The following is a 22,872-nucleotide window of genomic DNA, read 5'->3' on the forward strand; positions in this document are numbered from 1 at the left end:
CATCGCCCGGTTAGCGAAACTCGGCGGCCATATGCTGCAATTCACCCCATAGGCTTTCGGCGAAGCTGCGCAGAACAATCAGCTCGAAGCTGTCATCACTAACGCGGGTGATCATCGCGCCAATATGCCCGATCTGGGTCATGGCCGACTGACCGATGGCATATTGATCAACTGACAGATCGACCATGGTTCCCTTGGCCAGAACCATGCGCGATGACGGACCTGACAATACGATGCGCAAGCGCCCGTGTGTCTGATCCACCAGAACGCATTGCCCCGCAAGCGCCGCCTGAATTTCGGCCAGCCTGTCATCGGAAACGCCAACGCTGCCCACCCAGAACCACTGATTTGGCGACGATTTGCGCAGATCCGTGCCAAGCTCCGGGGCGATGGTTGAAATAGCCTGTCTCAAGGCACTTTCATCTGTCCTGGCATCGCCCAGGACATGAAAGACAAACCCGTCCCGGACAGAGGCGATATTGATCGACTCCCCCTCGCCCGCGGCGTCATGAGGCGGGAATGCGCAACGGTTGTTTAATGGATAATCACGCATGGAGCTTCTCATTTTCCGGGTCGACAAAGGCAGGATTGCACAGGATGCCGGTTACAGTTGCTCCGGCCAATCCATTCCAGATAACAACTTCTTCCCCAACGCGGCTCGGGCCGTTTTTCACCAGCGCCAAGCCGATTGCATGGCCCAGTGTCGGCGAATGACACATCGAGGTGACATAGCCCTGATCATTGGCAAGGCTGACGTCACCACCGGGATTAAGGATATGCGATCCGGTGGCGAACTTGTTTGATGCTGATTTCGGCTTGATCCCGACAAGCGCCGGGCGGCTTGGGTCCACCAACCCTTCGCGCAGGTTCATGACCCGACCGATGAAATCATCCTTCTTGACGGAGACCATCTTGCCCATGCCAAGATCCGCCGGCGTCACCGTGCCGTTGATTTCCGCGTGGGTGACATGGCCCTTTTCAATCCGCATGACGCCAAGCGCCTCGGTGCCATAGGGCGCGATGCCAAATTCCTCACCGACCGCCATGATTGCATCGGCAACGCTGTCGCCATATCCGGCCGGTACCGCGATTTCGTAGGCCAACTCGCCAGAGAACGAAATCCTGAACAACCGCCCCTTCAGGCGCCCGCCAAACATCGACACATCGCGTGCGGCCAGGAACGGAAATGCCTCGTTCGAAATATCCTCATCGATGATCTTGCTCAGCACATCGCGCGATTTTGGCCCGGCAATGGCCATCTGTGCCCATTGATCGGTAACTGAAGCCATACGGACATCGAGCTCCGGCCACAGTACCTGCGCACAGAATTCAAGATGGGTCAGAACCCCGGCAGCAAGGGCCGTCGTCGTGGTCATGAAGTAATGATTTTCGCCGAGACAACTTGTCGTGCCGTCATCATACACAAAGCCATCCTCGCGCAGCATGATGCCATAGCGCGCCTTGCCCACCGGCAGCTTCAGGAAGGCATTGCAATAAACGCGGTTCAGGAACTCTGCCGCATCGGCGCCAAAAATCTCGATCTTGCCAAGGGTCGACACATCACAGATGCCAACCTTGGTTCGCACGGTGTTTACTTCGCGATCAACGCTGTCACGCCAGAAGGTCTCGCCGTCTTTCGGGAACCAGCTGGAGCGATACCAAAGCCCGGTTTCAACAAACTTGGCCCCATTGTGTTCTGCCCAGCCATGCAGCGGGGATTTGCGGACGGGCTGGAATTCCATGCCCTTGGATGCGCCAACAAGCGCGCCAAACGACACCGGCGTATAGAACGGCCGGAAGGTCGTGGTGCCGATTTCGCCCGGCGACACACCCTTGTTTTCGGCCAGAATGCCAATCGCGTTTACATTTGATGTCTTGCCCTGATCGGTTGCCATGCCATTCGTGGTGTAGCGCTTGGCAAGTTCGACATGATCATACCCCTCGCGCATGGCAAGCGTGATGTCAGATGCCGCGACATCGTTCTGGAAATCGACAAAGGCCTTGCCCTTGGTCGATGCGACCGACCAGACCGGCTGGACATGATCGACGGTTTCATCGCCTTGCGTCACACCCTGAAGCGTTGCCGCCTCCCCCATCACGCCAAGCTCCGCCAAGGCCTTAACGGCAGCAGTGCTACCGGCAGCAAAGCAATCGACAATGCCGGTTTTCCCGGCAACGGCGCCGCACGGCGTCATACCATCATTTTCCGGCGGCATGAACCCGACATGTTCATCCGACCAGACAGGCTTGCCCCCACGATGGCAGGCCAGATGGACAATCGGGCTATAGCCGCCTGATACGCCAAGGGCATCCACCGCAATGACTTCATCGCGGCCATCATCATGGCGCACCGTGATCGATTTGATCGCCTTGCGACCTGCGGTATCACGCACCATCGCCCCGGCGATCATGCGCGCCTTACCGTCATAACGGATATTCGGGCAGGTGCGCGGATCAATGATCGCGGCAACATCAATGCCGCGCGCCTCAAGATCCATTGCCGTCTGGTAGGCCTGATTGTTATTGGCAAACAGCGCCACGCGTTTGCCCGGCGCAACGCCATAGGCATTAAGGTAGGTGCGCATGGCACCGGCCATCATGACACCCGGGCGATCATTACCGCCAAAGACAATGGGCCGCTCTTCTGCGCCGGTCGCCAGCACCACCTGACGCGCGACAATGCGCCACAGGCGTTCCATCGCACGATGGGGATTGATCTCGCCTTCGGGCAGATGCTTTTGCACTCTCTCGACCGCGGCAAACACCTGATCATCATAGGCGGCAAAAACGGTGGTGCGTTTCTTGATCTCGACATTGGGCAGCGCATGCAATTCGCCGACGATATCGGCAAGCACGGCATCGGCCGGTTTGCCGCCAATCGGGCTGCCTTCGGCAAGCAGACCACCGCCAAGTTGCGCGCCCTCATCGGCAATGATCACGCGCGCCCCGGCGCGCCCCGCAGTCAAGGCTGCTGCCAAACCGGCGGGCCCCGCCCCGATCACCAGAAGATCACAATGCGCCCAGCACTTTTCGTAGTGGCCCGGATCGGGATCATAGCTGGCCCGGCCCAGCCCCGCGGCCTTGCGGATCAGCGGTTCATAGACCTTTTCCCAAAAGGCGGCTGGCCACATGAATGTCTTGTAATAGAACCCGGCCCCCAAAAGCGGGCCAAGCAACCCATTGGCGGCCCCGATATCAAATTTGACATTTGGCCAGCAGTTCTGCGACCGGGCTTCCAGCCCGTCAAACAGCTCCGCCATGGTCGCACGGGTATTGGGATCACGCCGCCCGTCCCGCCCGATGGTCAAAAGCGCATTGGGTTCAGCCGCCCCTGCGGTCAGGATGCCGCGCGGACGGTGATATTTGAAGCTGCGCCCGACCAGTTGTCGGCCATTGGCCAAAAGGGCGGATGCAACGGTATCCCCGCCAAAGCCACTAAGCGCTTCGCCATTAAAGCTAAAGCGGCGCACATCGTTGCGGTCAATCAGCGTACCGCCATCAATCCGGAAACTGGTCATACCCCGCCCTCCGTTTTAAGCGTACTGGCGTCAACCACCTCGGATGTTTCATGGGTCAGGGTATTGCGGCTGAGCACCAGCCAGCGCCGACACCCGGCGGAATGGTGCCAATATTCGCGATGCTCCCCAAGCGGATTATCGCGCAGATAAACATGATCGAACCATACGGCTTCCTCGGCATCGGCGTCTGGGCGCGGAGTTGCGACTTCGCCGCGAACGGAGAATTCCTCTTTCGGGCGCAGACCGCAATGAGGACATTTGACAAGACTACTCATTTCCAAATTTCCTCAATGCAGGTTGGCCTGGGCGCCAACGCCCTTTTCATCCAGAAGATAACCGCGCGCAAAGCGGTCCATGCGAAACGCGGCTGCGGTTTCATGCGGCGTATCGGTCGCAAGCAGATGGGCATAGCAATATCCCGATGCCGGGGTTGCCTTGAACCCGCCATAGCACCAGCCACCGTTGAAATAGAGGTTCGACAGATGTGTGCGATCCATGATCGGCGATCCATCCATGCTCATATCCATGATCCCGCCCCAGCTGCGCAAAATGCGCACCCGCGAAAGTGCTGGGATCATCGCCATGCCGGCCTCGGCCACATGTTCGACACAGGCAAGATTTCCGCGCTGGGCGTAGGAGTTATAACCTTCGATATCCCCACCGAACACAAGGCCGCCCTTATCGGATTGCGAAACATAAAAATGTCCGGCGCCAAAGGTCACCACAGTATCAATGAACGGCTTCAATCCTTCGGAAACGAAGGCCTGCAAGGCATGGCTTTCGATCGGCAGGCGCATGTCGACCATTTTCGCGACATGACTTGAACTGCCCGCCACCGCCATGGCGAGCTTGTTGCACTTGATCGCACCGCGCGTGGTTTGAACCCCGGCGATCTGATCGCCAACGCGGTCGATGCCAGTGACTTCGCAATTCTGGATGATATCAACGCCGTTCTGATCGGCCCCGCGGGCAAAGCCCCATGCCACCGCATCATGGCGCACCGTGCCACCACGGGCCTGCATCAGGCCGCCCATGATCGGGAAGCGGGCATTTTCATAATCCAGGAATGGCAGCTTTTCGCGCAGCTGATCGCGGCCCAGAAGTTCCGCATCCACCCCGTGCAGGCGCATGGCATTGCCACGCCGTGTATAGGCATCTCGCTGGGCATCGGAATGAAACAGATTAATCACGCCGCGCTGGGACACCATGGCGTTGAAATTGAAGTCCTGCTCAAGGCCTTCCCACAGCTTCATCGAAAGTTCGTAGAACGGGTTGTTGCCTTCCAGTAGGTAGTTGGATCGAATGATCGTCGTGTTCCGCCCGATATTGCCCGATCCGAGATAGCCCTTTTCAAGCACGGCGACATTGCGCACGCCAAACACTTTTGACAGGTAATAGGCGGTTGCCAATCCATGCCCGCCACCGCCGATGATGATCACATCGTAATGGGGTTTCGGGTCCGGATTACGCCATGCCGGCTTCCAGTTCTTGTTCTTGGAAAACGCATTGCCAAGCAATGACAGGGCTGAATAACGCATCATCGATCTTTCGCTGTTGCCCGTTCTGGGGTCCAAGCAATCTTGACAGAGGCGCGAATTACAGCTTGTCTATATAGGACATCGGATAACACAAATGCGACATTTGCTTAATATTGTCGCGCATCGCGGGGCATTGGCCATCATGACATCAGACACCCAACCATCGGCCACGTCCGCCGCGCGCGCCGGGCAGCTCGGCACCAAACCGCTTCCCGCGACCCAGCATATCGGCTTCATGCTGCTGCCTGATTTTGCCTTGATGTCCTATGCCTCGGCGATTGAGCCGCTGCGTGCGGCAAACCTTCTGGCTGGCCAGCCGATCTACAAGATCCTGAATTACTCGGCAGCCGGCGGAAATGTTCTGTCCTCATCCGGCACCATGGTGCCGACCTCCCCGCTTTCGCAGGCCCCAACCAACCTGCATACCCTGTTTGTCTGTGCAGGCGGCCATCCATCCCAGTGGCAGGCGCCGGGCATGCTTGGCAATTTGCGCAAGCTGGCCCGTTGGGGTGTACGCATGGGGGGCATTTCAAGCGGGGCTTATGTTCTGGCTGCCGCCGGGCTTTTGGCGCAGCGGCAATTCACCATTCACTGGGAACATGCCCCGACCCTGATCGAAGCCTTTCCTGATCTGGAACCCGAACGCGCCCGCTTTGTCATTGACGGGGATCGCATCACGTGTGGCGGCGGGGTCGCCCCGCTTGACATGATGCATGCCATGATTGCCGAAACCCTTGGATCGGATTTCGCCACCCGCGTATCGGACTGGTATCTGCATACCCAGGTCGGACAATCGGGCAGCCCGCAGCGCGCATCGCTTGCCGAACGCTATAACCTGCATCATCCGGGATTGCTTCGGGTTCTTGAAAAGATGGAAACCACCATCGAGGATCCCAAAACCCGTGACGAGATGGCACGCTTTGCCCGGCTTTCAACCCGTCAGCTTGATCGTCTGTTTGATCAGCACCTGGGCAAATCGTTTCTGGAAACCTATCGCCAGGTGCGGCTTGAACATGCGCGCAAGCTTCTGACTCAAAGTGCGCTGACCATTTCCGAAATCGCCTTTGCCACCGGCTTTTCCAACAGCAGCCATTTTTCGCGCAGCTACAAATCGGTTTACGGCATCAAGCCAAGCGAGGCACGCGGCAGCTAGCCCGACTCAAAATCCCCGGAACCTATCCAACCGAGGGATGTATTCCCGAGACGCGAATTCGACAGAATCGGCACAACTCCGCGAATCTGCATATTTGATACGCAGTGAATTTTGACGTCTAATTTTTACTCAAATTTGGGCGCATTTGATTTAGCAAATTTATAAGTCATTGTTTTTATTAACTTTACTGCGTCGCACAACAAAAAACACATTAGAACTTGTTCACTATAGGGAATTGATTTTTAATAAAAGGAATGTCCATCGGGGGGCATTATGTGATGGAGAGACTAAAATGGAACAATCCGTACCAGAGTTGATGGCAAGGCTGGACAGCCTTGAAGCATCGCTCAGCATGGCAACGACCATCAATTCCGAAGTATTCTATTGGTGGTGTACTGCACTGATGCTTGCAATTCACGCAGGCTTCCTTGCTTACGAAATGGGTGCATCGCGTGCAAAGAACGCGCTGGCATCCGGCATGAAAAACCTGATCGCATTCGCATTCCTGGTCCCGACCTTCTATTACGTTGGTTGGTGGATCTATCTTGCGTTTCCGACAGGCTTCACCATTTCCGACGGTTCCGAGGCAGGCCTGCCCTGGAGCGAATATATGGGTCCGAACCTGACCGATAACGCATCGGGCATTTTCTATGCGGCCTTCACGCTGTTTGCGGCAACCACCGCCTCGATCATGTCGGGCTCGGTGATCGAACGTATCCGTATTTCCGGCTTTACGATCCTTGCGATCTTCCTGGGCTCGGTTGTCTGGATCCTTGGTGCATCCTGGGGCTGGCACCCGGATGGCTGGCTCACCACCGAGTGGGGCCTGCATGACGTTGGTGCGGCGGGTGCCGTTCACACCGTGGCCGGCTTCTTCACCCTTGGTGTTCTGATCAACCTCGGCCCGCGTATCGGTCGCTTCAACGCCGATGGTTCGGTCAACAACATCAACGGTCACAACATGCCGATGTCGCTGATTGGCCTGATGCTCATCGTGATGGGCTTCTTCGGCTTCCTTGGCGGCTGCATCATCTATACCGGCGACACCTGGATGACCATCTACAACACCCCGGCAACCCTGTCGGCATTCGCATTCAACACCCTGATGGGCGTTGCAGGCGGCATGATCGGTGCGTATCTGGTCACCCGTGATCCGTTCTGGATGATGTCCGGCGCCCTGATCGGTGTGATTTCCTCTGCGCCGGCACTTGACCTGTACTATCCGGGTCTTGCCTTCCTGATCAGCTTCGGCGGCGGTTGCGTCATGCCGAAACTCAACGACATCCTCGTCGAGAGATTCAAAATCGACGATGCGGTTGGTGCAGTTGCTGTTCACGGCTTTGGCGGTGTCTGGGGTCTTATCATGGCTGGTATCTTCGCTTCGGGTTACCCGAACGTTGCCGGTCCGGAGATCTCGTTCGTTGGCCAGCTTTCGAGTGCTGTTGTCTTCATGATCCTTGGCTTTGCACCGGGTTACGTTCTGTCCCTGGTTCTGAAGGTTGTTGGTCTGCTGCGCGTTTCTGAAAACGCAGAGCTGGCTGGCCTGGACAAGGCTGAAGTTCCGGCAAGCGCATATCCGGAAAGCTCTGTTCCGGCTGCGTTCACCAACGATCCGACTTCGCCGACCCCGGCTGAGTAATCGCGATCTGAATCTTTCGAAACAAGGAAACTGAGAAATGAATACAGCTCCGCTTACAACCTGGGAAGGTGCAGAAGCTTACTTCACCTTCGCTGACAAGCCGGCACTGCTTGTTCTTTTCACACTGGTTGGTATTGCCGTGTGTGTCTGGACCATCACCTCGATGGCCCGCCACGAGAACAAAGCATACAAAGACATGTAATCTTTGGATTGTCGGGATGTGTTGCCGATGCGCCCTGAACCCAAGCGGCATCACATCCTGCCACCATGATGCGAAAGGCCAGCTTCAAAACTGGCCTTTCTGCATTTCTTGCCCGAATTGACACCGGGCGAAACCACCCGGACACGACAAGATCGCCATGATCAGAAACGCGATCACACGTCACCCGTGACGGCACCCAAAGGCAAACGCCACCGCCGCCCGCACCAAGATCATTCACTGCACGAGGCCACAATGATCGACTTTTCCCGAACTGACGTGCCTTATCCCCATTCTGTCCGCGCTGCCCGGCCCAGTCGCATTATCAGTGCCGGACGTACCGCGATGGACCGCAACCGCGAACGCTATGAAGTACCGGGCCGCGGTGCGATCATGATTTCCGTGCGCGAAGGCGACCAGCTGGCACTCCGCAATTGTGAAGGCATGCAAACGGTTGAATTAATCGGTCTGACACCGGGCGGTGCCCCACGCCCCGAGATTTTTGAACCCCTGGCCCACGGCGCGCCCAAAGGCCTGATGGATCTTTTGTCCGATCCGTTTGATGACAGCCTTGCGCGCTTTGCCCAGACCTTGCGTAAGCGTGACATCAAACTTGAAGCCTGCCTTGCCCACCGTCTTTTTGGCTATGCCAGCCCGCCGGGCGATACGGTTGAGCTGACGATCCAGCTTGATGGATATGTCATCATCGCCACCCCGGCACCGCTGATGCAGATTGATGCGCATAATACCGCAACACCGATCACCGCCCTGATCAAACGCGCCCATCATCATGACAGCTACAGCTTCGCCCTGCCCGATCCATTGGCCGATCCGGTTGTCGATTTGCGGGTCAATTCATCGACCGCCGAGGCCTATGAGATCAAGGCGGGGGATTACATCCAGATTCTCGATATCGACGGGCGGCAATGTACGGATTTTCAGTGCTTTGATGCGCGCAAGCTTGATCGCGGCATTCAGAACCCGCTTGATGTCACCACCACACGCACCTTGATGGGCCATGCTTATCCAATGCCCGGTCTGCATGGAAAATACTTTGATCAGGATATGGATCCACTGGTCGAGGTCATTCAGGACACCTGCGGGCGCCATGACGCCTTTGCCATGGCTTGTGCGGCGAAATATTATGACGACATCGGCTATCCCGGCCATGTGAACTGCACGGATAATTTCAATGGCGCGCTGTCGGGCTACGGTGTTGATCCGCGCCCCGGCTGGATGGCGATCAATTTCTTTTTCAATACCGGCATTGATGATCATGGGGTGATGTTTGCCGATCAGCCCTGGTCGCGTCCGGGCGATTATGTGCTGTTGCGCGCAATGACCGATCTGGTCTGTGTCTCGTCGGCCTGTCCGGATGACACATCAGCCGCAAACGCCTGGAAACCGACCGACATCCATATCCGAAGCTATGACGGCAACGAGAAGTTTTCTCACGCCGTTGCCTGGCGCCCGACTGCAGAGGCCGAAGCAAAAATGACCAAAGAAACTGCCTTCCACCCGCGTCTGAGTGAACTGACCCGCAACTTCGTCGAATACAAAGGCTTCTGGCTGGCCCATGAATATACCGGCCATGGCATGATCGAAGAATATTATGCCTGCCGCGAAAAGGCCGTGGTGATTGATCTTTCTGCCCTGCGTAAGTTCGAGATCACCGGCCCGGACAGCGAAACGCTTATGCAATATTGCCTGACGCGCAATGTCAAAAAGCTTGGCATCGGACAGGTCGTCTATTCCGCGATGTGCTATCCCCATGGCGGCATGATTGATGACGGCACGCTGCTGCGTCTGGGGCAGGATAACTTCCGCTGGATTTGCGGCGATGACTATAGCGGTGTGTGGCTGCGCGAACAGGCTGATAAACTTGGCCTGCAAGTCCTGATCAGATCATCGACCGATCAGATGCACAATATCGCCGTACAGGGCCCCAAAAGCCGCGACATCCTGCGCGAAGTGATCTGGACCCCACCGCATCAGCCCAAGCTTGATGAAGTCGAGTGGTTCAAATTCACCATCGGGCGGATTGGGGATGCCAAAGGTGCGCCTGTTGTGGTCTCACGCACGGGCTATACCGGCGAACTCGGCTATGAAGTCTGGTGCCACCCCAAAGACGCCAGCACCGTCTTTGACGCCGTCTGGGACGCGGGCAAGCCACACGACCTGACCCCGATGGGGCTGGCGGCCCTTGATATGGTCCGGATCGAGGCCGGTTTGATCTTTGCCGATTACGAGTTTTCCGATCAGACCGACCCGTTTGAAGCCGGGATCGGCTTTACCGTACCGCTAAAATCCAAAGAAGATGATTTTATCGGCCGTGATGCCCTGATCCGGCGCAAGGAACACCCATCACACAAGCTGGTCGGGATCGAGATTGATGGCAATGTCATGGTCGGTCATGGCGATTGCGTCCATATCGGACGTGCACAGATCGGCGTCATCACCAGTGCGGTGCGATCGCCCATTTTGGGCAAAAACATCGCCCTTGCCCGGGTCGACATCGTACATGCCGATATCGGGACCGAGGTCGAAATTGGCAAGCTCGATGGTCATATGGTCCGCCTGCCTGCGACCATCACCGCCTTCCCGCACTATGACCCCAAAAAGGAAAAGCCACGGTCCTGATGGCCGTGGCGTTCAAGCCCGAAAAGAAACCCCGCAGCCAGTAAGGCTGTGGGGGTGACTGCGAGTTTGATTAAGGGAGACGGCGGGCTTGCGCCCGCTTCTTTGAAAATCCCGAAAGTCGGCTGCCTATTCGGCAGCCGTTTTCTTTTCGATCTGCAAATAGGCTTCCAGGCTGTCATCAAGTTCTTCAAGCCAGGGCGTGTGATGGGCCGGTGACATATTGCCCGTCATGAGCGAGCGATAGGACTTGTTGCGGTAGCCCATGATGTCGTCAGCCTTGTCATGTTCCCATTCCTCGAAGGTCTTGTTCACCCCTTCAATGTCAAACATCGGGTAATCCGTCATTTCGATGAGATGGGCGGTGTAATCGCCCTGGAACCAGATCATGTCGTGATCGTCCTTGAGGCCTTCTTCCCGATCACGCCAGGCTTGGCTATCAGCCTTCATCTCGTCCCTGGATGGCAGGGGAATGCGGCCCATGATGACATCGCGGGCAAACCATGCCTGCGCATCAAACATGTTGAAGGTAAAGAACTGGTCCTGCATGCCAAGATACATCATCTTCGGATTTTCTTCCCAGACGACACCTTTATAAAGACCCAGTGGCCACAAACGGTTATCGGTCTTAAGACGCAGGTCATCGGTCAGGAACGGGAAGTAATGCTGATAGCCAGTACACAGAATGATCGCATCAACGTCGCGCGATGAACCATCCTTGAAATAGGCGGTGTTGCCATCAACCTTGGTCAGAAGCGGCACCTCGGCCCAGTTATCGGGCCAGTCAAAGCCGATCGGGTTTGTCCGGTGACTAACCGTGACGGACTTGCAACCATATTTATAGCATTGCGATCCGATATCCTCGGCCGAATAGGAGGTCCCGATGATCAGGATGTCCTTATCCTTGAATTCCAGCGCATCGCGGAAATCATGGGCATGTAGAACGCGCCCGCCAAAGGTATCAAAGCCCGGGAATTCCGGCACATTCGGGGTCGAGAAGTGACCATTGGCAACAATGACATGATCAAATTCCTCGGTCGAAACCACATCATTTTTCAGATCATGCGATGTTACCGCAAAGGTCTGGCTGTCTTCATCGAACTCGACGGTGCGCACAGGTGTTCTGAAACGCACCCACGAGCGGACATTGGCCTTTTCGACGCGGCCCTTGATATAATCCCAGATCACGGCACGCGGCGGATAGGATGCGATGGGTTTACCGAAATGCTCCTCGAAGGTGTAATCGGCAAATTCCAGGCATTCTTTCGGGCCGTTCGACCACAGATAGCGATACATCGACCCGTGGATCGGTTCGCCATATTCATCAAGACCGGTGCGCCAGGTGTAGTTCCACAAACCACCCCAGTCTTCCTGACGTTCAAAACACACAATTTCGGGGATTTCGGCCCCTTTGGCTGCGGCAGATTGAAATGCACGCATCTGCGCCATGCCTGATGGGCCGGCGCCAATAATCGCAACACGAAGTGTCATAGCCTCAAATCCCCAATAAAAGCGTTATGCGTCTCCTCCGTCCGGCTTTCTGCCGGTTCGTTCTTGCTTAGTCGGGGAAAATCCCCGGTGACGTCGGCGCGCCGTCGTCAAATTGTGAAAGCCACTCGACCAGGATCGGGTGGTAGCGTGACAGCCCCTTGTAATCGACAAGCTCGGGGCGCAGATCGCGCATGACACGATGAATGCGGCGTGCCCATTTCGGCTGGGTCACCACTTCGTTCATGGCCATCAAATAGGTGCGAATGGGAAACAGGATCGCGTTGGACCGCGGCAGACGCCAGAAGGTCTGAAGCTCGACGCGCAGATGAACCTTTTCGCCAATATTTTCCGGCGTCACAGTCATACGATCCGGGCCCCATTTGGGATAGTTTTCCGGACTGGTATCGAGCCGCGGATTGACCGTGAGCGTCCAGTTGAGACGCCGCGACGGCTGCCCTTGCGGCAAGGTCAGAAGGAATTTCAGCGCCCGCTGGAAAACGCCCAATTCATGGGCCAGTGGAACCGGCGCATGCCATTCAAAGAAGTTCATGCCGACATCAAAATCAAGCGACCAGTCTGCCTGTGCCGTGATGATCCCGGCATCCAGCCAAAGATTGCCATCGCGCTGATCAAGAATGGCGTGATCGCCCTGCACCTGACGGCCGATATATTCCATCGGGTGGCAGGGCAGCGTCGAACTGTCGCCAAAGGTAAAAGTATCGTCGATCTGAAGCGGCTTGTTGATCCAGTGCCAACGATCACCATCCATGGTCAGTTTGAACAGATCGGGATAATCGCGCGCCTTGGAAACCATCACGAGCTCAAGGAAATCCCAACCCGCCGTTTCCATATGCGGCAACGCCTGACAACGACCGGGATCCTCAGCCAGAACAAGCGCACGGTCCTTCATTTCCGCGACATAATGTTCATCGACATCAAACGCATTTTCAAACGGACTGCCCGCACGGGCCGCGTGATGCGGTTCGATATTGGTCGAGTACATATATTCGTCTTCCGGGAACGGGAACGGAAAACGCGGGATGTTTGACGGGCTGTTGGCGTAGGAAAAATCGCCGCGGAAGCTTTCGTCTTTAAACTGGATTGTCATGACTGAAATCCCCCTTACAGATCAAGTTCAAGGCGTTTGCCACGGAAGCGCGAAACACACGGCATCATCAATTTCTTGGATGCACGCTGTTCTTCATCAAGCCAATGGTCGTTGTGCATGATCTCGCCGTCGCAGGCGACGACAGCGGTTTCACACTGACCACAGGCGCCGCCACGGCACATGCAATTGATCGGGGTGCCCGATGCTTCGACCGCTTCAAGCAGGCTTTGCTCGGCCCCGACAGTGATATCAATGCCGGCCTTGGCCAAATGCACTTCAAAGGGTTCGCCAACCGGTGGTGCGAGGAAGTGTTCAAAATGAACATGGGCTGCTGGCCACCCCAAATGCGTGGCGGTTTCCACCACCCGTTCGATCATCCCTTTGGGGCCACACACATATACATGCGTGCCCAAGGGCTGACTGGACAGAAGCGCTTCGAAATCAACGCCTTCGCCCTGATCATCGCAATAACACGACACATGATCACCAAACCGATCGGCAAGGCTGTCCATATATGCCGCCTGCGACACTGAGCGCGCGGCATAATGCAGCTCAAACGGCACACCGAGTTTGTCGGCCTGGGCCATCTGGGCGATGAACGGCGTGATGCCAATGCCACCCGCAATCATCAGGTGTTTTTTGGCACGAAGATCGAGTGAGAACAAATTGACCGGGGCGGAGATTTTCATCTCCATGCCAGGTCGTACCTGTTCATGCATGAATTTCGATCCACCGCGCCCGGTATCGTCGCGACGCACCGAAATCGCATACTGATCGCGCTCAAACGGCGAGCTCATCAGCGAGTAGGGATTTTTGCGTTTTGTGCCATCATCCAGCATCTCGACAACGATATGCGCCCCGCCTGAAAACGCCGGCAGTTCATCGCCATTCACGTGCTTGAACTCGAACCGTTTGATGATCGGGTTGACCTCGACCACGTTGCTGACGACAACCGGAATCAAATGATCGGATGCACTCATTTGAACACCTCCTTGATTTCGATTTCCTCAGTCGGGTCTTCGGCATTGATGCAGACCCCCTGGAATGCTGCCAGTCGCCGCGAATAGTGATCGCGCACAAACAACAGCAATTCGCAGGACGGGCATTTGACCGGCTGGGTGGTGACATCCTCGATCATGGTTTTGCAGTGAACACACTGAACACGCCGCGCCAGACTGCCGCGGTGTTCACACTGCACGGCTGTATGATCAAGGCCGCATTCCTCGCCCTTGGCGACACCCTGCCCGACCAGACCTTCGGTCCCGGCAAGATAAAGCTGTGTGCCCATCTTGGCGTCAGACAGCCATTCACCCAGTTTGGCGACAGCCTCTTCAACGGTCGGGAAATGCTCGAACCGGTTCGCGCCGAGCGCATAAAGCGATGTAATCAGGGCGGCCTCACCCGGGGTCGGCACATACAGGATATGCACCTTTTCCATCATGTCGCGCGGCAGTTCCTGCACAACGCGAATAACACATTCGGCACCGGATGCATCGGCCAGAAAATAATGCGCCAAACCGGGCACGATTTTAAGCGTGCCATAGGTCGGACGGGAAAGAATGCTTTCTTCGATGATACTCTCAGACATGGTAGCGGGGTCCCATTCTGTCAGAAACCACAAGGATCAAGGTGCGTGATCCGGGGGCCGCTCTGGCAGCCCCCGGTCATCTGGCTTAACCCTTGGCTGTTCTTTTCGATTTGGTGGGGTCGTCAAATGGCATGGTATGGGCCATTCCGCCGAGCATGCCTTTTTCGCCAGCAACCTCAAGGCGCACACCCTGTTCGGCGCAATCCACCGCCAGACGGGCAATCGCCATGGTCTGATCCTTGAGCGGGGAATACATCGCACAGGTCACGACACCGACCTTGCTACCGTCCTTGAACACTTCGGCCCCTTCGGCCGGGACTTCCTTGCCATCAAACAGGATGCCAAAGATCTTGAAGCGTTCCTTGCCCTTCAGACGATAATGTTCCTCGGCACCGCGGAAGCCGGTTTTGCCGGGGCTGACGGTGAAATCAAGGCCAAGCTCCCAAAGCGTATCGCCCGGACCTTCATTTTCGAACGGATACATCTGCGAGTTATCATAAGGGTAAAACAGCAGGTAGCTTTCGACACGCAGCATATCAAGCGTGGTAAAGCGGGTCGGGATGATGCCCATATCCTTGCCTTCGGCAACGATACGATCCCAGATCACCCCGGTATCCTGACCACGACAGAAAATCTCATAACCGCGCTCCCCGGTATAGCCGGTGCGCGAAATCATCACCGGCAGGCCAAACAGCTGAGTCTGCATATGATGGAAGTAAGGCAGATCACGAATGCCCGGCACATATTCCGCCAGATAATCCACCGCAAGCGGCCCCTGCAAAGACAGATCATGCAGGTTATCATCAAAACGAACCGATACATCACGGCCGACTGCGGCCTTGGTCAGTTCCTCGTGACCGGTGCCCGATCCATGAACCACCATCCAGGAATTCGGCCCCATGCGATAAATCACGCAGTCATCGGTGAATTTGCCATGATCATTAAGCATGCAGGCATAGACCGATTTACCCGGATAGATCTTTTCGACGTTGCGCGTGGTGGCATAGTCGATGACGTGGGATGCATGCGCGCCGGTGATGTGAACCTTTTTCAAGCCCGAAACATCCATGATCCCGGCTTTGGTGCGGATCGCGACATATTCCTCGTCCCAGTCCTTGTCATAGGTCCAGGCTGTGCCCATCCCGCTCCAGTCTTCCAGATTGGAACCAAGCGCACGATGCCGGTCGGCAAGGGCTGAAAATCTCCAGCTCGCAGTCATAGTGATGGCCTCCTGATATGATTGCCTTTGCGCACAATCAGCGCGCTAATTCTGGCTTATTTTGTTCTATATTTTGGCGGCAACTTGTTCGCGAACGCAATAATTATTTTTCATTCTATTCAAATTTTATTCCTCAAAGGCTATTTTGCGCGGCATTGCAGCAACTTCGCCCAGCGCCATTGGTATAGGGATTTGGCAAATATATTTTCCCTGTAGTTGATAAATATTTCCTGCCAGTGTAAGTCATGGCTATGGCGTATCTGCGACCCGAGATGGTAAAAGCCCGGGCCTCATACGACCGATATAAAAGCAGGCCCCGCAAAAGGGACCGATTGAGGAAACCAGAAACGAGCAGGAACCGCACCGGGAGACAACCGGTGACGGAAGGCAAGCCAGCATGGCAGAGACAAAACCACACCAAGCAGTGCAGACCACCGACACAAGCGAGCAAGGATCAGGCATGGACTCGATGAGCAAACCCGCCGCCCTCACCCAGGACCCGCATGCGCTCCGCGAGCCCAAGGAAAACAATCTGGAAATCGCCATCGGCCACGAAGTCCGGGCGCTGCGCAAGAAACTGGGCATCACGATTTCCGACCTTGCCTCGGCAACCGGGATCTCGATGGGAATGCTGTCCAAGATTGAAAACGGTGTGACATCGCCGTCCCTGACCTCGCTTCAGGCACTGGCCAGTGCGCTGGGTGTGCCGCTGACCGATTTCTTCCGCCGTTATGAAGAACCGCGCAATGCCGTCTTTGTCAAAGCCGGCGAAGGGATTGCAATTGAACGCCGCGGCACGCGCGCAGGCCATGAATATAACCTGCTGGGTCATATAGATAACAACACCAGCGGCGTGGTCGTGGAGCCCTATTTGCTGACCCTGACCGAGGAGTCGAGCAGCTTCCCCGCTTTCCAGCATGAAGGCATGGAATTCATCTATTTGCTTGAAGGTGAAGTTCGCTACCGCCATGGCGATCAGCTTTACTACATGAAATCCGGCGACAGCCTGTTCTTTGATGCTGACGCCCGCCATGGACCGGAAGAACTTCTTTCATTTCCAATACGTTACCTATCCATCATCTGCTATCCGGCACGGGGATAGACCTTCACCAGAGTGAAAAAATCAATTCACTCAGAAGAAATTTTTATTCTTCCTAGTTGATTCCGCATTCGCGAACAGGTAGTCTCCGTTTCAGAAACAGAATGGAGACTGTCCTGCCATGTGCGGCATTGTTGGTTTATTCCTTAAAGATAAAAGTCTGGAACCGCAGCTCGGCACTTTGCTGTCCGAAATGCTGGTGACCATGACCGACCGTGGTCCCGATAGCGCGGGCATCGCAATTTATGGTGCGGACCAGAATAATCTGGCCAAACTCACGATCCAGTCTCCGGACCCGGAAACAGATTTTGCCGGCCTGACCGAAGACCTGCGCAAGGCGGGGATCACAAACGCCTCGATCCTGCCCAAAAGCACCCATGCAGTCATAACGGTTTCAAGCGACCAGCTTGATGCGACCCGTACCGCCCTTGAAGAACTCCGCCCCGATGTCCGCGTCATGGGCACCGGCAGCGCGATGGAGATCTATAAGGAAGTCGGCCTGCCCAAGGACGTGCTTGAACGCTTCAAGATTTCGGATATGACCGGCACCCACGGTATTGGCCATACCCGCATGGCAACCGAAAGTGCGGTGACAACGCTTGGCGCGCACCCGTTCTCGACCGGGTCGGACCAGTGCCTTGTCCATAATGGTTCACTTTCAAACCATAACAACCTTAGGCGCGAACTGACGCGCGAGGGCATTCGTCTTGAAACCCAGAACGATTCCGAGGTCGCCGCTGCCTATCTGACCGGCGAAATGGCCAAGGGCAAAAATCTGGGCGAAGCGCTGACCAGTGCGCTTGATGACCTGGATGGTTTCTTCACCTTTGTCGTGGGCACCAAGTCGGGCTTTGGCGTTGTGCGCGATCCGATTGCCTGCAAACCGGCCGTCATGGCGGAAACCGATGCCTATGTCGCGTTTGGGTCCGAATACCGCGCACTGGTCAACCTGCCTGGCATCGAAGACGCCAAGGTGTGGGAGCCGGAACCGGCCACCGTTTATTTCTGGGAACACTGATTAACACGAACCCTGTCGGCTGCTGCGATGGCGCGCCGACCGACCGCAAGATTTTTCGCGGTCAAATGAGGAAGGAACACACATGCCAGTGTTTGATCTTGCAACCACCGAACTGCGCGCGCTCAATCAGGCGCTGCATGCGCTTGATAAAAGTGGTCCTGCTGAAGATTTCGAAGTTACCAATCCGCGCGGCTCACATGCCGTTGCTGTCGGCATCGACGCAGCCGTCAATGTCACGATTGATGGCAGTGTCGGCTATTACTGTGCGGGCATGAATGAAAAGGCCACTATCACGGTCAATGGGAATGCCGGTCCCGGTGTGGCGGAAAACATGATGTCGGGCAAAGTCGTGATCAAGGGCGATGCCAGCCAGTATGCCGGGGCCACCGCCCATGGCGGGTTGCTGGTGATCGAAGGCAATGCGTCCTCACGCTGCGGCATTTCGATGAAAGGTGTCGATATCGTCGTCAAAGGCAATATCGGCCACATGTCGGCCTTCATGGCGCAATCGGGCAACCTTGTTGTTCTGGGCGATGCCGGTGATGCACTTGGGGATTCCCTTTATGAAGCGCGCCTTTTCGTGCGCGGCACGGTCAAAAGCCTCGGTGCCGATTGCGAGAAAAAGGAAATGCGCCCTGAACATATCGAGCTTCTGACCAAGCTTCTTGCAGATGCAGGCATTACCGATGTGAAGCCAGAGGAATTCACCCGCTATGGCTCGGCCAGAACGCTTTACAACTTCAATGTCGATAATTTCGACGCTTATTGATGCGGCACGCTGAAACCTGCGCAGCATCGAAAATTTGCGCAGTTCAGCCCAAAGACAGGATCAGAATATGACTTACAAAAATCCCGTTACGACGCCGCGTAAATCGGCAACCTTTGATGACTACACCCTTTCGGAAATCCGGCGTGCAGCGGCCACAGGCATTTATGACATCCGTGGTGGTGGTGCCAAACGCAAGGTCCCGCATTTTGATGACCTGCTGTTCCTCGGTGCGTCCATGTCGCGCTATCCGCTCGAAGGGTATCGCGAGAAGTGCGAGACGGCTGTTACGCTCGGCACCCGCTTTGCCAAGAAACCGATCGAACTTAAAATTCCGATCACGATTGCCGGCATGAGCTTTGGCTCTCTTTCCGGTCCGGCCAAGGAAGCCCTTGGGCGCGGTGCATCGGCGGCTGGTACATCGACCACGACAGGTGATGGCGGCATGACCGAGGAAGAGCGCGGCCATTCCACCCAGCTTGTTTATCAGTATCTGCCGTCACGCTATGGCATGAACCCGCGCGACCTGAAACGTGCTGATGCGATTGAAATCGTCATTGGTCAGGGCGCAAAACCGGGCGGCGGCGGTATGCTGCTGGGTCAGAAGATTTCCGATCGTGTTGCTGAAATGCGCAACCTGCCGATGGGCATTGATCAGCGTTCAGCCTGCCGTCATCCGGACTGGACCGGCCCGGATGATCTTGAAATCAAAATTCAGGAAATCCGCGAAATCACCGACTGGGAAAAGCCGATCTTCATCAAGGTTGGTGGCGCACGCCCCTATTATGACGTGGCCCTTGCGGTCAAGGCCGGTGCGGATGTCATCGTGCTTGATGGCATGCAGGGCGGCACGGCCGCCACCCAGGAAGTCTTTATCGAGCATGTCGGTCAGCCGACCCTTGCCTGCATCCGCCCGGCGGTAAAAGCATTGCAAGACATGGGCATGCATCGCAAAGTACAGCTGATCGTTTCGGGCGGCATCCGCAATGGTGCTGATGTTGCCAAGGCGCTTGCGCTTGGCGCGGATGCAGTTTCCATCGGAACCGCAGCCCTTGTTGCCATTGGTGACAACGACCCGAAATGGGAAGAAGAATATAATGAACTTGGCACCACCACCGGTGCCTATGACGACTGGCATGAAGGTCGTGATCCCGCAGGCATCACGACACAGGATGCCGACCTGATGAAGCGGGTTGATCCGATCGCCGCCGGACGGCGACTGGCCAACTATCTGAAGGTCATGACCCTTGAAGCGCAAACAATTGCCCGCGCCTGCGGCAAAAATCATGTGCACAACCTCGAACCCGAGGATCTCTGCGCACTGAATATCGAAGCGGCCGCCATGGCTGGTGTACCGCTCGCCGGGACCAACTGGGTTCCCGGACAGGGAGGCTTTTAAACCATAACCGAACCGTCGGCTCGGCACGTGCTTGCGCGTGCCGGAACGCCGATGGCACCGCAAAGAATTCGTCAGGGGACTTCGATGACCAAGGATCTTTCAGCCTTTGCCCGGGAACGCGGCATCAAATACTTCATGATCAGCTTTACGGACCTGTTTGGCGGACAGCGCGCCAAACTTGTCCCGACCCAGGCAATTGCCGACATGCAGGAAGAAGGTGCGGGCTTTGCCGGTTTTGCCACCTGGCTTGACCTCAGCCCGGCCCACCCGGACATGTTTGCCATTCCTGATCCGGATTCCGTCATCCAGCTTCCCTGGAAACCGGAAGTCGCCTGGGTTGCGGCCGATTGCGTCATGGAAGGCACACCGGTCGAACAGGCACCACGTAATGTCCTGAAAGCACAGATCGCCAAGGCCGCCGAGCTTGGGCTCAATGTCAAAACCGGGGTCGAGGCGGAATTCTTCCTTGTCACCACCGATGGCTCGGAAATCTCCGACCCGGCCGACACGGCGGAAAAGCCGTGTTATGACCAGCAGGCCGTCATGCGCCGCTATGACGTCATCGCCGAGATTTGCGATTATATGCTCGAACTTGGTTGGGGTGCGTATCAGAACGACCATGAAGACGCCAATGGCCAGTTTGAAATGAACTGGGAATTTGATGACGCGCTTAAAACCGCAGACAAGCATTCCTTCTTCAAGTTCATGGTCAAATCGATTGCCGAAAAACACGGCCTGCGCGCGACCTTCATGCCCAAGCCTTTCCCGGGCCTGACCGGCAATGGGTGCCACTGCCACGTTTCGGTCTGGGACAATGACGGCGGCAATGCCTTTGCCGATGATGACATGCCATTTGGCCTGTCTGCCAAGGGCAAGCATTTCTTGGGCGGCATCATGAAGCATGCCTCGGCCATGGCCGTTATCACCAATCCGACGGTTAATTCCTACAAGCGCATCAACGCGCCGCGCACCATGTCCGGTGCGACCTGGGCGCCGAACACGGTGACCTGGACGGGCAACAACCGCACCCACATGGTGCGTGTTCCGGGACCAGGCCGCTTTGAGTTGCGCCTGCCAGACGGGGCAACCAACCCCTATCTTCTGCAGGCAGTGATTATTGCCGCGGGCCTTGATGGCATGGCGACCAATGCCGATCCGGGACCGCATTATGACATCGACATGTATCAGGAAGGTCACCTGATCAAGGATGCGCCGCGTCTGCCATTGAACCTTCTGGATGCCCTGCGCGAGATGGGATCAAACGAAGGCCTTCAACTGGCGATGGGCAAGGAATTCTCGAGTGCCTACCTCAAACTCAAGCAGACCGAGTGGAATTCTTATGTTTCTCACTTTTCCCGCTGGGAACGTGAGAACACACTTGATATTTAATGCTTCTGCCCGGCTCCATCTTCCTCCCCGATGGACGGGGCCGGGCAATTTTTGATTACAGCAAACGAGAAAGCCAGACGCGATGAAAAGCTACGTCCTGACCGTTTCCTGCGACTCCCAGCGCGGGGTGGTTGCTGCTATTTCGGCCTATTTGGCCGGGCATGGTTGCAACATTACCGATAGCTCACAATTCGATGACCTTGAAACGGGTCTGTTCTTCATGCGGGTCGCCTTCGTCAGTGAAGAAGGCGTTGATCAGGAAACCCTCACCCGGGGATTTGAGGGTCCGGCAGCCGAACTCGGTATGAAATATGAAATTCGTGACAGCTCTGAGAAGATGAAAGTTCTTCTGATGGTGTCGCGCTTTGGTCATTGCCTGAACGACTTGCTGTATCGCTGGAAGATCGGAGCACTGCCGATTGATATCGTTGGTGTGGTGTCAAACCACCTTGATTATCAGAAGGTTGTTGTTAATCACGACATTCCCTTCCACCACATCTCTGTGACCAAGGAAAACAAACCGGAAGCCGAGAAAAAGCTTCTCGATCTGGTGTCCGACTACGATGTCGAACTGATCGTTCTTGCCCGCTACATGCAGGTTCTCTCAGACAGCCTGTGCAAGAAGATGAGCGGCAAGATCATCAACATCCACCATTCCTTCCTGCCAAGCTTCAAGGGGGCAAACCCTTATCGTCAGGCCTATGAGCGCGGGGTCAAACTGATCGGGGCGACTGCCCACTATGTGACCGCCGACCTTGATGAAGGTCCGATCATCGAACAGGACATTGCGCGCATCACCCACGCCCAGAACTCGGCCGATTATGTGTCGATTGGTCGTGATGTCGAAAGCCAGGTTCTGGCACGTGCGGTTCATGCCCATATCCACCACCGTTCCTTCATTAACGGCAACCGCACCATCGTCTTCCCGCCCAGCCCGGGAAGCTACGCATCGGAGCGCATGGGTTAAGCCCACCGGAAAATAACAATCAAGAACGCCCCGACCAGATTTGGTTCGGGGCGTTTTTTATTCCGCCACCTCCCGCACATCGGCGTTGGCACCGCGCAAGCATTCCTATTATTGTATGATTTAAATTAAAGCCGCACTCAAGCA

Annotated in this window: 19 protein-coding genes; 10 read left to right on the forward strand and 9 right to left on the reverse strand. The window is 56.1% G+C overall.

Annotated features, from left to right (window positions below; all coding sequences use genetic code 11):
• Window positions 1-10 precede the first annotated feature (10 nt).
• The 4 genes from ACXAF0_RS14990 to ACXAF0_RS15005 are packed head-to-tail and all read right to left on the reverse strand — an operon-like array spanning window position 11 to window position 5,059.
• Window positions 11-553, reverse strand: coding sequence for a sarcosine oxidase subunit gamma (locus ACXAF0_RS14990; RefSeq protein WP_475346657.1), 543 nt, complete (start codon window positions 551-553; stop codon window positions 11-13).
• Window positions 546-3,518 carry a sarcosine oxidase subunit alpha family protein gene (locus ACXAF0_RS14995; protein ID WP_475346658.1) on the reverse strand — a complete coding sequence of 991 codons (2,973 nt, stop codon included), beginning with the start codon at window positions 3,516-3,518 and terminating at the stop codon, window positions 546-548. The genes ACXAF0_RS14990 and ACXAF0_RS14995 overlap by 8 nt, the downstream gene beginning before the upstream one ends.
• Complete coding sequence (locus tag ACXAF0_RS15000; protein ID WP_475346659.1) at window positions 3,515-3,793, reverse strand: sarcosine oxidase subunit delta; 279 nt, start codon at window positions 3,791-3,793, stop codon at window positions 3,515-3,517. Before ACXAF0_RS15000 ends, ACXAF0_RS14995 begins: the two co-directional genes overlap by 4 nt.
• 12 nt (window positions 3,794-3,805) lie before the next feature.
• Window positions 3,806-5,059, reverse strand: coding sequence for a sarcosine oxidase subunit beta family protein (locus ACXAF0_RS15005; protein WP_475346660.1), 1,254 nt, complete (start codon window positions 5,057-5,059; stop codon window positions 3,806-3,808).
• 91 nt (window positions 5,060-5,150) lie between these two features.
• On the opposite strand from ACXAF0_RS15005, the gene ACXAF0_RS15010 reads away from it, so the two are divergent.
• The 4 genes from ACXAF0_RS15010 to ACXAF0_RS15025 all read left to right on the forward strand — a co-directional run bounded on the left by ACXAF0_RS15010 (window position 5,151) and on the right by ACXAF0_RS15025 (window position 10,687).
• Window positions 5,151-6,209 carry a GlxA family transcriptional regulator gene (locus ACXAF0_RS15010; RefSeq protein WP_475346661.1) on the forward strand — a complete coding sequence of 353 codons (1,059 nt, stop codon included), beginning with the start codon at window positions 5,151-5,153 and terminating at the stop codon, window positions 6,207-6,209.
• A 292-nt stretch (window positions 6,210-6,501) separates the two neighbouring features.
• Window positions 6,502-7,848 carry an ammonium transporter gene (locus ACXAF0_RS15015; protein WP_475346662.1) on the forward strand — a complete coding sequence of 449 codons (1,347 nt, stop codon included), beginning with the start codon at window positions 6,502-6,504 and terminating at the stop codon, window positions 7,846-7,848.
• 37 nt (window positions 7,849-7,885) lie between these two features.
• On the forward strand, window positions 7,886-8,050 hold the full coding sequence (locus tag ACXAF0_RS15020; protein ID WP_475346663.1) for a hypothetical protein: 165 nt from the start codon (window positions 7,886-7,888) through the stop codon (window positions 8,048-8,050).
• A 252-nt stretch (window positions 8,051-8,302) separates the two neighbouring features.
• Window positions 8,303-10,687, forward strand: a complete 2,385-nt coding sequence (locus ACXAF0_RS15025) for a DUF1989 domain-containing protein (RefSeq protein ID WP_475346664.1) — start codon at window positions 8,303-8,305, stop codon at window positions 10,685-10,687.
• A 126-nt stretch (window positions 10,688-10,813) separates the two neighbouring features.
• Here ACXAF0_RS15025 and ACXAF0_RS15030 read toward each other — a convergent pair whose 3' ends face one another.
• From ACXAF0_RS15030 to ACXAF0_RS15050, 5 genes are all read right to left on the reverse strand, one after another.
• Window positions 10,814-12,175 carry an NAD(P)-binding domain-containing protein gene (locus tag ACXAF0_RS15030; RefSeq protein WP_475346665.1) on the reverse strand — a complete coding sequence of 454 codons (1,362 nt, stop codon included), beginning with the start codon at window positions 12,173-12,175 and terminating at the stop codon, window positions 10,814-10,816.
• A 67-nt stretch (window positions 12,176-12,242) separates the two neighbouring features.
• Entirely contained in the window at window positions 12,243-13,283 is a 1,041-nt protein-coding gene (locus ACXAF0_RS15035) for a heme-dependent oxidative N-demethylase family protein (RefSeq protein WP_475346666.1), read from the reverse strand.
• A 14-nt stretch (window positions 13,284-13,297) separates the two neighbouring features.
• Window positions 13,298-14,263 (reverse strand): PDR/VanB family oxidoreductase, encoded by a 966-nt coding sequence (locus ACXAF0_RS15040; protein ID WP_475346667.1) that lies wholly within the window; start codon window positions 14,261-14,263, stop codon window positions 13,298-13,300.
• On the reverse strand, window positions 14,260-14,871 hold the full coding sequence (locus ACXAF0_RS15045; protein ID WP_475346668.1) for a dimethylamine monooxygenase subunit DmmA family protein: 612 nt from the start codon (window positions 14,869-14,871) through the stop codon (window positions 14,260-14,262). Before ACXAF0_RS15045 ends, ACXAF0_RS15040 begins: the two co-directional genes overlap by 4 nt.
• A gap of 85 nt (window positions 14,872-14,956) precedes the next feature.
• Entirely contained in the window at window positions 14,957-16,090 is a 1,134-nt protein-coding gene (locus ACXAF0_RS15050) for an aminomethyl transferase family protein (protein ID WP_475346669.1), read from the reverse strand.
• Window positions 16,091-16,487: 397 nt separating this feature from the next.
• Here ACXAF0_RS15050 and ACXAF0_RS15055 point away from each other — a divergent pair, with 397 nt between their 5' ends.
• From ACXAF0_RS15055 to purU, 6 genes are all read left to right on the forward strand, one after another.
• Window positions 16,488-17,192 (forward strand): helix-turn-helix domain-containing protein, encoded by a 705-nt coding sequence (locus tag ACXAF0_RS15055; protein ID WP_475346670.1) that lies wholly within the window; start codon window positions 16,488-16,490, stop codon window positions 17,190-17,192.
• 118 nt (window positions 17,193-17,310) lie between these two features.
• Window positions 17,311-18,207: a class II glutamine amidotransferase gene (locus ACXAF0_RS15060; protein ID WP_475346671.1), complete on the forward strand. Its 897-nt coding sequence runs from the start codon at window positions 17,311-17,313 to the stop codon at window positions 18,205-18,207.
• Window positions 18,208-18,289: 82 nt separating this feature from the next.
• The gene (locus ACXAF0_RS15065) at window positions 18,290-18,976 is read left to right on the forward strand and encodes a GltB/FmdC/FwdC-like GXGXG domain-containing protein (protein WP_475346672.1); all 687 of its coding nucleotides are present in this window, start codon (window positions 18,290-18,292) and stop codon (window positions 18,974-18,976) included.
• Window positions 18,977-19,043: 67 nt separating this feature from the next.
• A complete protein-coding gene (locus ACXAF0_RS15070) occupies window positions 19,044-20,372 on the forward strand; it encodes an FMN-binding glutamate synthase family protein (protein WP_475346673.1) in 1,329 nt (442 codons plus the stop codon).
• A gap of 84 nt (window positions 20,373-20,456) precedes the next feature.
• Window positions 20,457-21,761, forward strand: a complete 1,305-nt coding sequence (gene glnT / locus ACXAF0_RS15075; protein ID WP_475346674.1) for a type III glutamate--ammonia ligase — start codon at window positions 20,457-20,459, stop codon at window positions 21,759-21,761.
• Between the two features lie 82 nt (window positions 21,762-21,843).
• Entirely contained in the window at window positions 21,844-22,728 is an 885-nt protein-coding gene (purU, locus tag ACXAF0_RS15080; protein ID WP_475346675.1) for a formyltetrahydrofolate deformylase, read from the forward strand.
• Window positions 22,729-22,872 lie beyond the last annotated feature (144 nt).

It is taken from the genome of Thalassospira sp. ABD4_177 (assembly GCF_056160125.1).